Origin of the sequence: Candidatus Planktophila sp. (assembly GCF_040402275.1) — a bacterium.
In the GTDB taxonomy this organism is placed as follows: Bacteria; Actinomycetota; Actinomycetes; order Nanopelagicales; family Nanopelagicaceae; genus Planktophila.
Genome location: NZ_JBBAMW010000021.1, coordinates 1 through 12,752 on the forward strand (window position 1 = coordinate 1; position 12,752 = coordinate 12,752).

Below are 12,752 nucleotides of genomic sequence, written 5' to 3' on the forward strand. Positions count from 1 at the left end.
CTGGCCAGGTTGCGTTGTTAGCTGATGCGCCAGATGCGAACTCAATCACAGTGACAGATCCAAATGGAGTCCGTGTTGATGATGGCACCATCATGATTTCTGACATGAGTGCAACCGTTGGTGTTAGACCACTTGTTGATTCTGGCATGTACACAGTCACATATTCATTACTTTCTGAAGGCGACGTTCCACTCGAAGGAAGTTTTACATTTAAGTATCAATCACCGAGTGTAATTTCTACAGCTAATCCAAATCCCGAGCCAACACAATCACAGACTCCTGCTAGCAGCAGCTGGGGAACAAATGTCTTCGTCATTATTCTTCTCTGTGCAGCACTTCTTGTAACTGTTGGGCTTTCACTATACGCACGTAAATTATTTGCGGATCGATGAATTTTTTAAACACAACCTTTAAGTACTTCAATCTACTAGGTGGCTTTGCAACCATTGGAGCGCTACTGGCTATGGGGTTCTTGCTCCTAGATGTTGAGGGTAAAGTTTCAACATCGGCTGAAAAGCTTCGTAATTTTCTCAAAGCTTCGGTAGCTCTCTGGTTTATTGGTGTTGTTGGCTCAATTCTTTTCACACTTGCTCAGATATTAGACACTCCGTTATCTGGTGCACTCGGCCTAACGACCATCAGATCATTTATTACTCAAATAACAATAGGTCAGTATTTAGCTTTTGAAGCAGTCATCGCACTAATTGTTTTCGTTAGCGCCTTCCAAGTGAAGAAAATTTTGAGTCTCATAGTCCTATTAATACTCTCCATAGTTGGATTGATTGCCCCGGTCTTTCAAAGTCATGCCGCATCTGGCGGATCACACTCTCTAGTTATTGGGTCACTCGTAATTCACGTAATTGCTTTAAGTATGTGGGTTGGTGGAATCCTTGCGATAGCAATGCTTTCTGCCTCTGATCGTGCAATTGCTGTTCCACGCTTTAGCCAGCTAGCGTTGTGGTCTGCAATCGCAGTTGTTATTAGCGGGACAGTAAATGCATGGACTCGCCTTAATTTTGAATCTGCTTGGAATTCAAGCTATGCCTACATTGTGATTGCAAAGGCCGTCGCAACCATTGCTTTGGTAGGACTTGGCTATTTGCACCGAAAGAATCTTGAAGGTAAGGAATCAATCAACTGGGTTAGTTTTGGAAAATTACTAACTGTCGAAGCGATAATTATGCTGGTTACAGTTGCAATGGGGTCTTGGCTATCAAATACAAGCTCTCCCGATCGTCCAGGAACTCAGGAATTTGATCCGGGCCTTTCGATTGTTGGTATTGCAACTCCACCAAAACCAACGTGGTCAAGCATTTTCTTAAGTTACGAACCAGATGCACTGATGATTGGAATTTTAGTAATGATGGTTGCCCTATATGTAAAGGGCGTCATAGTTCTAACTAAGCGGGGCGATAAGTGGCCAGTAGGTCGCACAATTTCATTTGCACTTGGCATATCAGTTATTGATTTTGCGACAAGTGGTGGGTTAGGCGTTTACGCGCAATTCTCTTTTTCATATCACATGCTTGCTCACATGCTTCTTGCAATGGTGGCACCTATTGGTTTAGTTCTCGGAGCACCGATGACTTTGGCACTTCGAACACTTCCCCAAGGGCGAACCCCAACTGAACGTGGAGTTCGTGGTTCATTATTGGCTGCGCTTCATTCAAAGGTTGGTGTGTTTTATACAAACCCCGTCGTTGCATTACTAATCTTTGATGGATCGCTATTTGCTTTGTATTTTACCGATTTGTTTGCCAGCATGATGCAGAGTCACATCGGACATTTGTTTATGACACTTCACTTCTTGGCAGCAGGATTCTTATTCTTCTTTGTCGTAATTGGAATTGATCCAAACCCACGAAAGATTCCATATTTGGTGCAGATAGTTGTGCTCTTTGCTGCTATGAGCATCCACGCATTTTTCTCAATTGCGTTGATGTCTACAACTACTTTGATTGACAACGGCTATTTTGCATCGCTACAAACCCCGTGGCTGACAGATTTGTTAGCCGACCAAAAGCTTGGCGCTTCTATTGGTTGGGCTATGGGCGAAGTCCCAATTTTGATGGCTTTAGTTGCAACATTTATCAATTGGCGTCGTGAAGATGCCCGTGAAGCCAAGCGGATTGATCGTAATACTGTGCGCCAGGCGGCTATGGGGCAGCCAGATGATTTAGCAAACTATAATCAGTACCTACAAAAGCTGGCACAACGAGATAAGAATGAGTCCTAATGGAAAACCTGTTTGATCTACCGTCTGAGTACAAAGAGCTACGTGCGAGCGTCCGTGCATTATCTGAAAAAGAGATTGCACCACATGCTCAAGCAGTTGATGAAGATCATCGTTTCCCACAAGAGGCAAAAGTTGCTCTCATTAAAAATGGTCTATATGCAGCTCATGTGCCAACTGAGTTTGGTGGCGATGGGGCTGATGCACTTGCAACAGTATTAATTATTGAAGAAGTTGCTCGCGCTTGTGGTTCTTCATCATTGATCCCAGCAGTTAACAAACTAGGTTCAATGCCATTGATACTTGGTGGCAATGAGGAGCAGAAGAAGCGTTGGTTACCTCGCTTAGTAAAAGGTGAAGGATTTTCATACTGTCTTTCAGAATCAGAGGCAGGATCTGATGCATCTGCAATGCGCACCAAGGTCGAGCGATCAGGTGATGGCTGGGTGCTAAACGGCAGCAAGAAGTGGATTACAAATGCTGGTGAGTCCGAGCTTTATTCAGTGATTGCACAAGGTGATCCATCAGGTGGAACAAAGGGAATTACAGCATTTGTTGTTGAAAAGTCAGATCCTGGTGTTTCATTTGGTGCACCAGAAAAGAAGATGGGAATGCGCGGTTCTCCTACTCGCGAAGTTTATTTCGACAATGTTCAACTTGGTGATGATCGTCGCATAAGCGAGGTCGGGCAAGGTTTTGCTTTGGCCATGAACACACTTGATCACACACGCATCACAATTGCTGCACAAGCGATCGGTCTTGCACAAGGTGCTTTCGATGTTGCAACGAAGTATGCCCACGAGCGTCAACAATTTGGAAAGCCAATCTTTGACTTTCAAGCAATTCAATTTATGTTGGCCGATATGGCAATGAATATAGAAGCAGCACGTTTGCTTACCTATTCTGCTGCAATCAAGAGCGAAAACAATGAAAAAGATCTCCGCTTCTTTTCAGCAGCCAGTAAGTGTTTTGCAAGTGATAGAGCAATGAAGGTGACCCAAGATGCGATTCAAGTACTTGGTGGATATGGATATGTCACCGATTACCCAGTAGAGCGAATGATGCGCGATACAAAGTTAACTCAGATTTATGAGGGAACTAATCAAATTCAGCGCATCGTAATGGCGCGTAACTTACCTAACGGTTAAAGCGCACAATAATCGAAGGCGAAGCAGCAGCATCCAAAGGGATGTCGTGTGCTTCGTGGGGCAATTCTTCGCTATTTAATTCACCGGCATATACCAATCCGATTTTCCACGCAGTCAACTTAGGCAAAGCGCGATCGTAATAACCGCCACCTTGTCCCAATCGATATCCAGATTGATCAATACGCAGAGCCGGAACTACCACAGCAGATATCTGCGAGAGATCTGTTAGTGCACCACCAAGGGGTTCTAAAATCTTCTTTCTTGTTATTAATTGATTGGGATCACCATTCCATCTGACCCAATCCAGCTGATCACCATTAATTCGGGGTAGGACTACTGTCTTTCCATCTCGCAGGAAGGCTTCATTGATTTCAAGGGTACTTGGTTCAAACTCATAGGAAACATAAGAGGCGATAGTTGTGGCTGAGACAATTTCTGATGCTTTTAGGATGACATTAAAGTTACAGGGGATGAATTTCTGAGAACGCTCGCGACGGGCGCGATCGCGTAATGCGATTTTCTGATCTGTCATTTAAATCTCCCGTTAAATCCCAAAGATTAAACTGTTCAACAAGTAGGGTGTGATTATGTCAGAACACACACGGGTAGATGAGTTTCTAACCTCCTTACTCGCCATCTGCAAACCACTAGAGCCATTTGAGATGCCATTGCTAGATGCACATGGCGCAACTCTTTCTGAAGACATTTTCGCCGGAGAGCGCTTAGTCCTTCGCTCCGGTACTCGTATTCGCTCGACCCAGATTGGGCTTGCTGCATCAATTGGTAGAGACCATCTGCCAACACGCCCGCACCCACGCGTTGTAGTTCTCTCTGCTGGCCCTGATTTAGTTGAACCAGGCCAGCCGTTAAAGAATGCTAGCGATGAGTACGAAACAAATTCTTGGCTACTAACAACTGCTGTTCGCGAAGTAGGCGCAGTTGCTTATCGAGTTCACTCAATTCCAGATGATGAAGCTCAATTACAGAAGGTTATTGAGGATCAATTGGTGCGCGCAGATCTAATAATCATCAGCGGAGAACGAAATGATGATTCATTCGATTTAATTTCACGCACACTCGCCGGACTTGGTGCAATCACCACCGTTGATTTGGCGATTGAAGCAAGTGGCCGCCATAACTTCGGAACAATTGGGCCAGATAACACCCCGGTAGTGACTCTTCCTGGTGATCCAATTGCGGCATACATTTCTTTTGAACTATTTGTTCGCCCAATGATTCGCACGATGCTGGGAGCAGCAACAATTCACCGCCCATCAGTTAAGGCTGCACTTGAAAAGCCAATCGAATCAGCAGCTGGAATGCGTTCGTATATTCGGGCAATCTTGGCTGATGATGGAAAATCTGTCGCACCACTTGTCGATCAAGATGAGCAATCAACTTTGTCTGACGCCAATGCATTTATTGCAATGACAGAAACTGATACAGCATTAAAAACTGGAGATCAGGTCAATGTTGTAGTTCTTGAGCGTCGATATATCTAGTCTCATGAGCACCAACTGGCCTGTACTTTTAGAGAACGAGCAAATCTTTTTACGGCCGTTACGTTTTCGAGATCGAAAAGTATGGAATCAAGTACGAGCAGAGAATCGCGATTGGCTCTCGCCTTGGGAAGCCACGATCCCTTCGATAAGTGAAGAAAGCTATAAGGAGCTGCCTTCCTATTATGAAATGGTGAAGATTCTCAATCATGAGGCGCGCAATGGTCGCTCCTTTTCCTTTGCAATCTGGAATGGTAAGAACTTAATTGGCCAGATATCCCTTGGTGGAGTTATTTATGGCGCAATGCGCGGGGGACACATTGGATATTGGATTGATCGCAATTTTGCCAATCGCGGCTATACAACTTCGGCAGTTGAAATGCTTACGCAGTACGCATTTGAGGTTCTCAAACTGCATCGCGTTGAGATAAATCTAAGACCAGAAAATGCCTCAAGCCGACGGGTAGCTGAAAAAGCTGGCTTTATTTTCGAAGGTGATCGTCCTCGATACCTGCATATCGATGGCCACTGGCGAGATCACATCTGTTTTGTTAAGGAAAATTCTGCGATTAAGTAGTACTTAAATCCCATAAAAGTATCGCCCCTTCCTTTAGATTTATCCATCATGACTTCGGGACTTATCTATATTGCGATCATCGGTATGTGGGTCGCTTATTTCGCACCCCGTTGGATTCATGACCGCAATGAGTTTTCCGGAAAGTCAGTTGAACGTTTTAAAAGTGCATTACGCGTAGTCGCAAATCAATCTCCACAAACTTCAACAACTAGTGGAGCCATTCACATTGATCTAGATCTGGAAGCGAAGATTCGCCAGAGTCTGTTACGTCGCAGGATCACATTTGTATTAATCGCTTTTTCACTCATCACAACAGTTGTAGGTGGAATTATGAATACGATGCCATTTATTTATGCAGCAGTTCCATTATCTGGAATGTTGATTTATATCGCCAATGTTCGGCGACATGTTATTGCTGATCAACTGCACACACGTCGCGTTACGCAGGTACATCGCCGCAGTTCTGGAGTGTCTGCAACAAACTTGGCTGAGGTTGTTCAACCAAAGCCAACGACAGAACACTGGATTCCTTTGTCTGAGCGCGAGCTAAAAGGTGTAGTAATTTTACCTAAGGGTTCTGCTGCAGTTCGAAATGCCTGGGAACCAACTGAAGTTCCTGTTCCAACATATGTGAATGCACCGAAAGCTGTTACCTCCAAGCGTGTTATTGATCTGACTACTCCTGGACAATGGAGCGAAGAACAAGAACGTCTTGAGCGCGAAGCACTTGCTGCAGCCTCACCTTCTCGTGATCAAATCTTTGATCAACAATTGGCTGATGAAGCAGTTGAGCGCTTGAGTCAAGCTCGGGCAGCTAACGAATAATTAGATCCACGATTCAAACCACATGCGAAGGTGCCAATCTTCGTATGTAATTATTTGTCCCGTAAATAGTGGAATAAAGAAGATAAAACACAGCAGGATTAGAGCAAATATGCCGCCCACAATTGATTGCGAAACCGCTGGTTTTAAACCACTATCCAGTAATAGTTTTGCGCAATACACAATCGCCACAATCAAAAACGGCTCAATAATAATGGCGTAGAAGGAAAAGACTGTGCGCTGTTGCATAGCAAACCACGGTAAATAACCAGCCACAACGCCAAGAACAATAATGTTTGCTGCAGAGTCAACGCGATGATGGATCAAGGACTTAATCCAATACCCAATGACAACAGCAATTGAAATTGTTCCTACCCACCACAAAATTGGAGTTCCTAATGCTAGAACTTCTTGTGCACAACTTTTTGCTCCGCACCCCTTGGGAGATTCATAGAAAAATGATGTTGGTCTACCCATGACGAGCCAACTCCAAGGGTTTGCTTCATAAGGATGCTTCTCAGTTAACCCAGTATGAAAGTGGAGCATCTCTAAGTGATAGTGAAGCCAAGAGACAAGTGGATTGCTAGACCATTGGCGACTCCAGCCACGATCAGAAATAAACCATCCGGCCCATGTGAGTGTGTATACAAAAACTGGCAACACTCCGTATTGCAAAAACTTTGCCGCAATTGATTTTAGAGATTTTCTTATGTCACGTGTAACCAATATTTGGTATACCGCTATCAAGCCAATCACTGCTACAAAATAGATAGCGCTCCATTTGCACCCAATAGCTAATCCAAATGCAATACCTGCCCATATGTGTCTGTTGCCATGCCACAAGAGAACACCTAACAGAGTGAAAAATGTTAGGAACAAATCTAAAAGTGCGGTCCGTGAATGCACAAGGAGTAATCCATCTAGAGCCATCAACGCTGCTCCGAGTGCTGTTAATAGTGGCGAGTAGAAAAGAACATGTACTAAGCGAGCAAAGAGCAGAATCAAAAGAGTTCCAAAAACTGCTGAGGCAAAACGCCAGCCAAATTCATTGTCACCAAATAACTTAATTCCACTTGCTATCAGCCATTTACCAACAGGGGGATGAACAATGAATTCGGGATTTGCACCATCGATTTCAACGCCGTGCATCAAAAAGTCGCGTGCGCCATCAACGTAATAGACCTCATCAAAAACAAAGCCCTTAGGTAATCCAAGATTGATAATGCGCAGCACAAATGATGCAAGTGCAATCAGAATCGGTGCAATTGCGGCCATGGGACAAGAGTATGGGCGTTTGCGCACAATTACTGAGAGGATTAGCCCATGACGCTCATCTTGGCAGCTACCCCTTTGGGAAATCCTGGGGATGCAAGCCCTCGATTAAAAGGCGCAATTGAAAACGCATCGATTATTGCAGCCGAAGACTCGCGTCGCTTTCATCGCTTGTGTGCAGATATTCAAGTGACATTTACTGCCCGTGTTCTATCTTTCTTTGAAGGCAATGAAGAGGATCGCACCCGCGAATTAATTGCCGAACTAAAAAGCGGTGCAACGGTGCTAGTTGTCTCAGATGCCGGAATGCCAACAATTAGCGACCCAGGTTTTCGACTGATGCGAGATGCAATGGCAGAAGGAATTGAAGTGTCTGTTATCCCCGGACCAAGTGCGGTCACAATGTCAGTTGCATTGTCAGGTCTTCCCACAGATCGTTTTTCCTTTGAAGGATTTCCACCCCGAACTGCTGGTGCGCGGTTGGCAACTTTTGAAAAACTTAGATTTGAAGAACGCACCATGGTTTTCTTTGAAGCACCTCATCGCTTAACCGATTCTATAGTTGATGCGGTTAATGTTTTTGGAGCAGACCGACTCGGTGCAATTTGTCGTGAAATGACTAAGCGATATGAAGAAACTATTCGTGGCAATCTTGGCCAACTGTCTGCATGGGCATCTGGCAATGAAGTTCTTGGCGAAATCACCCTTGTGATTGCAGGTGCTGTCACTGATTCAGCATCGTTGACAGCTGCAGATATGGTGGACCGAGTTCGTGAATTTGAGGGTGCTGGAATGGATCGAAAGAGTGCTATTGCAACCGTTGCCGATGAGTTTGGCATTGCAAAGCGCCTTGTTTATGCCGCAGTCGTTGATGCCAATAAGATGAGCCAGTGACTAAGTCTTTCTACCTAACGACGCCGATTTATTACGTCAACGATGCCCCTCATATCGGGCATGCCTACACAACCGTTGCCGGTGATGTTCTTACCCGTTGGCATCGTCAAAAGGGCGAATCAGTATGGTTTTTAACTGGAACAGATGAACATGGTCAGAAAGTTATGCGCACTGCAGAAAGTAACAATGTTGCCCCGCAAGCTTGGGTCGATAAGTTAGTTCAAGATGCTTGGAAGCCGAATTGGGAACACTTAAATATTGCTCATGATGACTTTATTCGCACCACAGAAAAGCGTCACACCGAGCGCGTTCAAAAGTTTTTGCAGTCACTTAAAGACGCAGGCCACATTTATGCTGGTAAGTATGAAGGTCCATACTGTGTTGGATGCGAAGAGTTCAAACTTCCTGGTGACTTAATCGACATCGATGGCGCTAAGTGCTGTCCGATCCACAGCAAGCCAATTGAATTAGTCAATGAGAACAACTGGTTCTTCAAGTTGTCCGCTTTCGTTGAACCCTTACTTGCTCATTACAAGAATAATCCTGATGCATGCCAACCTGAAAGTGCACGCAATGAGGTGGTTTCATTTTTAGAAGGTGGAGTTTCAGATCTTTCAATCTCGCGTTCAACATTTGACTGGGGTATTCCAGTTCCGTGGGACACAGATCAAGTTGTCTATGTTTGGTTTGATGCCCTGCTTAACTATGCAACAGCGGTTGGATTAACAGATGCCCCTGATTCTGAAGGTGGCAAGAAGTTTGCCCAAACGTGGCCAGCAGATGTTCACTTGGTTGGTAAAGATATTTTGCGTTTCCATGCAGTTATTTGGCCAGCGATGTTAATGGCCGCAGGACTTGATGTGCCAAAGAAAGTTTTTGCTCATGGTTGGTTATTAGTTGGCGGCGAAAAGATGAGTAAGAGTAAATTGACCGGTATTGCTCCTAAGGACATTACAGATCACTTTGGAATTGATGCATTCCGTTATTACTTCTTACGCGCTATCCCATTTGGCACTGATGGATCTTTTTCTTGGGAAGATATGAGCGCCCGCTATACATCAGAGCTAGCAAATGACTTTGGAAACTTAGCTTCGCGCAGCGCAGCAATGGTAGAAAAGTACTGCGCAGGGGTACTGCCAGCTGTTAGGCATGATGCAGGACTTGAAGCAGCGTTAGTTGAAACAGTCAAAAAAGCTGATGTAGCGATGTGCGCACTTGATTTCCAGGGCGGAATTTTGGCAATTATGGATTTTTGCAAGCAAGTAAATGGTTATGTAACTATCAAAGAGCCATGGATTCTTGCCAAAGATCCTGCCAATCAAGCTCAGCTAGAAGAAATTTTGTATAACACCGCAGAATCATTACGCGCACTTGCTGTTCTACTCCATCCAGTAATGCCTCAAACATGTGAAATCTTGTGGCAGAGCCTTGGCGCACAAGCAGCACTGGGAGATTTGTCTGCACAAAAGATTTCAGAGGTGGCCATTTGGGGCCAGTTACCTGCTGGTGCAACTGTTACCAAGACTCCAGTTTTGTTCCCACGCCTAGAAACTCCTGCCTAAACACCAATGGCTGATCGCCACAATCGCGATATCGAAAGACCTCGCGCGCCATTGCCAGAACCCCTACCGGTTCCAACAGTTGATGCGCATGCACACATGGAGATCGTTACCGATGCTGCCTTTGATTCACAAGAGGTGGCTGATGTAATTGCCGAAGCAAAATCTGTCAATGTTGATCGCATAGTTCAAGTTGGATATTCAGCAGAACAATCCAAATGGTGTGTTGCAGCAGCAGATAAGTGGAACACATCTGTACTGGCAACTGTTGCACTACATCCAAACGAAGCACCAGTTGTCGCAGACCTTGAAGCTGATCTAAAGATTATTGAAGTACTGGCGCAGCATCCACGTGTGCGCGCAATTGGTGAAACAGGACTTGATTACTTCCGCACACCACCTGAGCTTCGAAGACGTCAGCAGGATTCCTTCAAATGGCACATCGAATTAGCAAAGAAAACAAAGAAGGCACTTGTCATCCATGATCGTGATTCACATGATGATGTCTTATCGGTATTACTTGAAGTCGGAGCACCTGAAAAGACTGTCTTTCATTGCTTTTCAGGTGATGTTGAAATGGCTAAAACTTGTATTGAACGCGGATACATCCTCTCCTTCGCTGGCACGTTGACCTTTAAAAATGCCCCAGACTTGCGAGCTGCTGTAAAGCTTGTGCCTATTGATCAGCTGTTAGTCGAAACAGATTCGCCATTTTTATCTCCCGATCCACATCGTGGTGCGAGTAATACGCCTGCGCAGATTGCAACAATTGTGCGAGCTATGGCGGCAGAGCGAAATCAAGATTTAGCAGAACTTGCAACAGCACTTGGCGACAACGCCGAACGTATCTTTGGGTCTTTCGCGCCATGACGCTGCTAGGTGCGGCACAAATCCGCGAACTTGCTGCGCAGTTAGATTTAAAACCATCTAAGTCACTAGGACAAAACTTTGTCATTGACTCAAATGTTTGCACAAAAATTGTGCGCACAGCCGGTGTGACAAAAGATGATATTGCTTTAGAAATTGGGCCAGGCCTTGGCTCGCTAACTCTTGCCATGCTAGAGGTTGCAAAGTCTGTAATTGCAGTTGAGATTGATTCACGTCTTGCTCAACAACTACCAATAACCGTAGCCCAGCACTTTGAGCACCCAGAGAATCTGACGGTCATTAATAAAGATGCTTTAGCTGTCAATGAATTGCCTGTTGAGCCAACTGTTCTTGTTGCAAACCTTCCATATAACGTTTCTGTGCCAGTACTACTTCATCTGCTTGAAAAGTTTCCAACACTTCGCACGGGTGTTGTGATGGTGCAAGCAGAAGTTGCAGATCGATTGGCAGCAAAGCCTGGTGGTAAGGAGTACGGAATCCCGAGTGTTAAAGCAGCATGGTGGGCTGATGTGAAAAATGTTGGGACAGTTTCTAGGTCAATCTTTTGGCCAGCACCAAATGTTGACTCCAAGTTAGTGGGTTTTACCAGACGCGAAACAGCAGGCAGTGAAGAATCTCGCGCGAAAGTCTTTACGATTATTGATGCAGCCTTTGCTCAGCGTCGAAAAATGCTGCGATCAGCCCTTTCTAGCCTGTATGGATCATCTTCGGCTGCTGAAGCGATTTTGATGAAAGCCGGAATCGATCCCACACTTCGAGGCGAAGCTTTGCAAATTGAATCTTTTTGCAAGATCGCTGCCGTTGCACCTGACATTTTCTAATTGCAGTTATAGGGTCACTGTATGCCAGTAAAAAGTGTGACCGTGCGCGTACCTGCAAAGGTCAACCTTCAATTATCTGTTGGGCCAAAAGAGGCTGATGGCTATCACAACTTAGTATCAGTATTTCAAGCAATTTCAATCTTTGATGATGTGACAATTAAGTTAACTGAACCTGGTACCGGTTTAACAATTGCAGTAACTGGCGAGCAAACTCATGGCGTTCCGGCTGATGCAAAAAATCTAGCAGCTAAAGCTGTCGCACTTATTTCAAAAGAGTATGACTTAACAGTTGATGCTCATATTGAGATCAAAAAATCAATTCCAGTTGCTGGTGGAATGGCCGGTGGCAGCGCAGATGCTGCAGCAACAATTGTTGGAATCGACCACCTCTACTCACTTGGGATGTCTCGCGAAGAAATGGTTGAGATTGCGGCCCAACTTGGTAGTGATGTTCCATTTATGCTCAGTGGCGGAACTGCAATTGGCACAGGTCGCGGTGATCAATTGACCGCAGCTCTTTCACGCGGTACCTATCACTGGGTACTTGCACTCTCCACACATGGATTATCAACACCGGCTGTTTATGCCGAGTGTGATCGCTTGCGCGCTGAACTTGAAATCATTGAACCTCAAACACATGAAGGATTAATGCAAGCGTTGCTAGCTGCAGATTCTCCAGCTGTTGGTAAATCACTTGTTAATGATCTACAAGCCGCAGCATGCTCTTTGCGTCCAGCTTTGCGATTAGTTTTAGATGTTGGTCAGGAGTACGGCGCACTTGGAGCAATAGTTTCTGGCTCAGGCCCGACCGTTGCGTTCTTAGTTGCTGATGTTGATGCCGGCCTTGATTTAACGGTGGCGCTAACGGCTAGCGGGGTAGTGGGCAGCGTTGTGCGGGCCTTTGGTCCTGTGGCTGGGGCGAAAGTAATCTCCTAATAGGGCGCAGTTGGTCACAAGCACCACCATTTATGAGGGAGAATATGGGTTCCGCCATTGTGTAGTGGCTAGCACATGGGCCTTTGAAGCCCAGGGTCCAGGA

At 45.2% G+C, this 12,752-nt stretch carries 13 protein-coding genes; 11 read left to right on the top strand and 2 right to left on the bottom strand.

All coding sequences use genetic code 11. From position 1 onward, the window contains the following. From AC9UEY_RS04910 to AC9UEY_RS04920, 3 genes are all read left to right on the top strand, one after another. The coding region (locus AC9UEY_RS04910; RefSeq protein ID WP_509538569.1) for a copper resistance protein CopC at window positions 1–392 on the top strand (392 nt) is incomplete at its 5' end. Further along, entirely contained in the window at window positions 389–2,236 is a 1,848-nt protein-coding gene (locus AC9UEY_RS04915; RefSeq protein WP_509538572.1) for a bifunctional copper resistance protein CopD/cytochrome c oxidase assembly protein, read from the top strand. The genes AC9UEY_RS04910 and AC9UEY_RS04915, both read left to right, overlap by 4 nt. Beyond that, window positions 2,236–3,381, top strand: a complete 1,146-nt coding sequence (locus AC9UEY_RS04920) for an acyl-CoA dehydrogenase family protein (protein ID WP_509538575.1) — start codon at window positions 2,236–2,238, stop codon at window positions 3,379–3,381. The genes AC9UEY_RS04915 and AC9UEY_RS04920 overlap by 1 nt, the downstream gene beginning before the upstream one ends. Here the strand turns inward: AC9UEY_RS04920 and AC9UEY_RS04925 are convergent. Then, a complete protein-coding gene (locus AC9UEY_RS04925) occupies window positions 3,371–3,913 on the bottom strand; it encodes a 5-formyltetrahydrofolate cyclo-ligase (RefSeq protein ID WP_509538577.1) in 543 nt (180 codons plus the stop codon). The two genes, AC9UEY_RS04920 and AC9UEY_RS04925, sit on opposite strands and share 11 nt — an antisense overlap. Before the next feature lie 55 nt (window positions 3,914–3,968). Here AC9UEY_RS04925 and AC9UEY_RS04930 point away from each other — a divergent pair, with 55 nt between their 5' ends. Genes AC9UEY_RS04930 through AC9UEY_RS04940 form a run of 3 tightly spaced genes read left to right on the top strand, consistent with a single transcriptional unit; the run spans window position 3,969 to window position 6,282 of the window. After that, the gene (locus AC9UEY_RS04930) at window positions 3,969–4,883 is read left to right on the top strand and encodes a molybdopterin-binding protein (protein WP_509538580.1); all 915 of its coding nucleotides are present in this window, start codon (window positions 3,969–3,971) and stop codon (window positions 4,881–4,883) included. 4 nt (window positions 4,884–4,887) lie between these two features. Next, complete coding sequence (locus tag AC9UEY_RS04935; protein WP_509538583.1) at window positions 4,888–5,457, top strand: GNAT family N-acetyltransferase; 570 nt, start codon at window positions 4,888–4,890, stop codon at window positions 5,455–5,457. Window positions 5,458–5,505: 48 nt separating this feature from the next. After that, window positions 5,506–6,282 (top strand): SepX/GlpR family protein, encoded by a 777-nt coding sequence (locus AC9UEY_RS04940; protein ID WP_509538586.1) that lies wholly within the window; start codon window positions 5,506–5,508, stop codon window positions 6,280–6,282. Here AC9UEY_RS04940 and AC9UEY_RS04945 read toward each other — a convergent pair whose 3' ends face one another. Next, window positions 6,283–7,554 carry a dolichyl-phosphate-mannose--protein mannosyltransferase gene (locus AC9UEY_RS04945; RefSeq protein ID WP_509538589.1) on the bottom strand — a complete coding sequence of 424 codons (1,272 nt, stop codon included), beginning with the start codon at window positions 7,552–7,554 and terminating at the stop codon, window positions 6,283–6,285. A 48-nt stretch (window positions 7,555–7,602) separates the two neighbouring features. Between AC9UEY_RS04945 and rsmI the strand changes: the two genes are divergently transcribed. Genes rsmI through AC9UEY_RS04970 form a run of 5 tightly spaced genes read left to right on the top strand, consistent with a single transcriptional unit; the run spans window position 7,603 to window position 12,649 of the window. Beyond that, window positions 7,603–8,445: a 16S rRNA (cytidine(1402)-2'-O)-methyltransferase gene (rsmI, locus tag AC9UEY_RS04950; protein WP_509538592.1), complete on the top strand. Its 843-nt coding sequence runs from the start codon at window positions 7,603–7,605 to the stop codon at window positions 8,443–8,445. Continuing rightward, on the top strand, window positions 8,442–10,007 hold the full coding sequence (gene metG, locus AC9UEY_RS04955; protein WP_509538595.1) for a methionine--tRNA ligase: 1,566 nt from the start codon (window positions 8,442–8,444) through the stop codon (window positions 10,005–10,007). The genes rsmI and metG overlap by 4 nt, the downstream gene beginning before the upstream one ends. Before the next feature lie 6 nt (window positions 10,008–10,013). Then, window positions 10,014–10,874: a TatD family hydrolase gene (locus AC9UEY_RS04960; protein WP_509538598.1), complete on the top strand. Its 861-nt coding sequence runs from the start codon at window positions 10,014–10,016 to the stop codon at window positions 10,872–10,874. Next, window positions 10,871–11,713 carry a 16S rRNA (adenine(1518)-N(6)/adenine(1519)-N(6))-dimethyltransferase RsmA gene (rsmA, locus tag AC9UEY_RS04965; protein WP_509538601.1) on the top strand — a complete coding sequence of 281 codons (843 nt, stop codon included), beginning with the start codon at window positions 10,871–10,873 and terminating at the stop codon, window positions 11,711–11,713. The genes AC9UEY_RS04960 and rsmA overlap by 4 nt, the downstream gene beginning before the upstream one ends. A 21-nt stretch (window positions 11,714–11,734) precedes the next feature. Continuing rightward, a complete protein-coding gene (locus tag AC9UEY_RS04970; protein WP_509538604.1) occupies window positions 11,735–12,649 on the top strand; it encodes a 4-(cytidine 5'-diphospho)-2-C-methyl-D-erythritol kinase in 915 nt (304 codons plus the stop codon). The last annotated feature ends 103 nt before the right edge of the window (window positions 12,650–12,752 follow it).

Coding starts and splice junctions, on each gene's coding strand:
- AC9UEY_RS04915 (WP_509538572.1), top strand. CDS start 389: ATGAATTTTTTAAACACAACCTTTAAGTACTTCAATCTACTAGGTGGC.
- AC9UEY_RS04920 (WP_509538575.1), top strand. CDS start 2,236: ATGGAAAACCTGTTTGATCTACCGTCTGAGTACAAAGAGCTACGTGCG.
- AC9UEY_RS04925 (WP_509538577.1), bottom strand. CDS start 3,913: ATGACAGATCAGAAAATCGCATTACGCGATCGCGCCCGTCGCGAGCGT.
- AC9UEY_RS04930 (WP_509538580.1), top strand. CDS start 3,969: ATGTCAGAACACACACGGGTAGATGAGTTTCTAACCTCCTTACTCGCC.
- AC9UEY_RS04935 (WP_509538583.1), top strand. CDS start 4,888: ATGAGCACCAACTGGCCTGTACTTTTAGAGAACGAGCAAATCTTTTTA.
- AC9UEY_RS04940 (WP_509538586.1), top strand. CDS start 5,506: ATGACTTCGGGACTTATCTATATTGCGATCATCGGTATGTGGGTCGCT.
- AC9UEY_RS04945 (WP_509538589.1), bottom strand. CDS start 7,554: ATGGCCGCAATTGCACCGATTCTGATTGCACTTGCATCATTTGTGCTG.
- rsmI (WP_509538592.1), top strand. CDS start 7,603: ATGACGCTCATCTTGGCAGCTACCCCTTTGGGAAATCCTGGGGATGCA.
- AC9UEY_RS04960 (WP_509538598.1), top strand. CDS start 10,014: ATGGCTGATCGCCACAATCGCGATATCGAAAGACCTCGCGCGCCATTG.
- rsmA (WP_509538601.1), top strand. CDS start 10,871: ATGACGCTGCTAGGTGCGGCACAAATCCGCGAACTTGCTGCGCAGTTA.
- AC9UEY_RS04970 (WP_509538604.1), top strand. CDS start 11,735: ATGCCAGTAAAAAGTGTGACCGTGCGCGTACCTGCAAAGGTCAACCTT.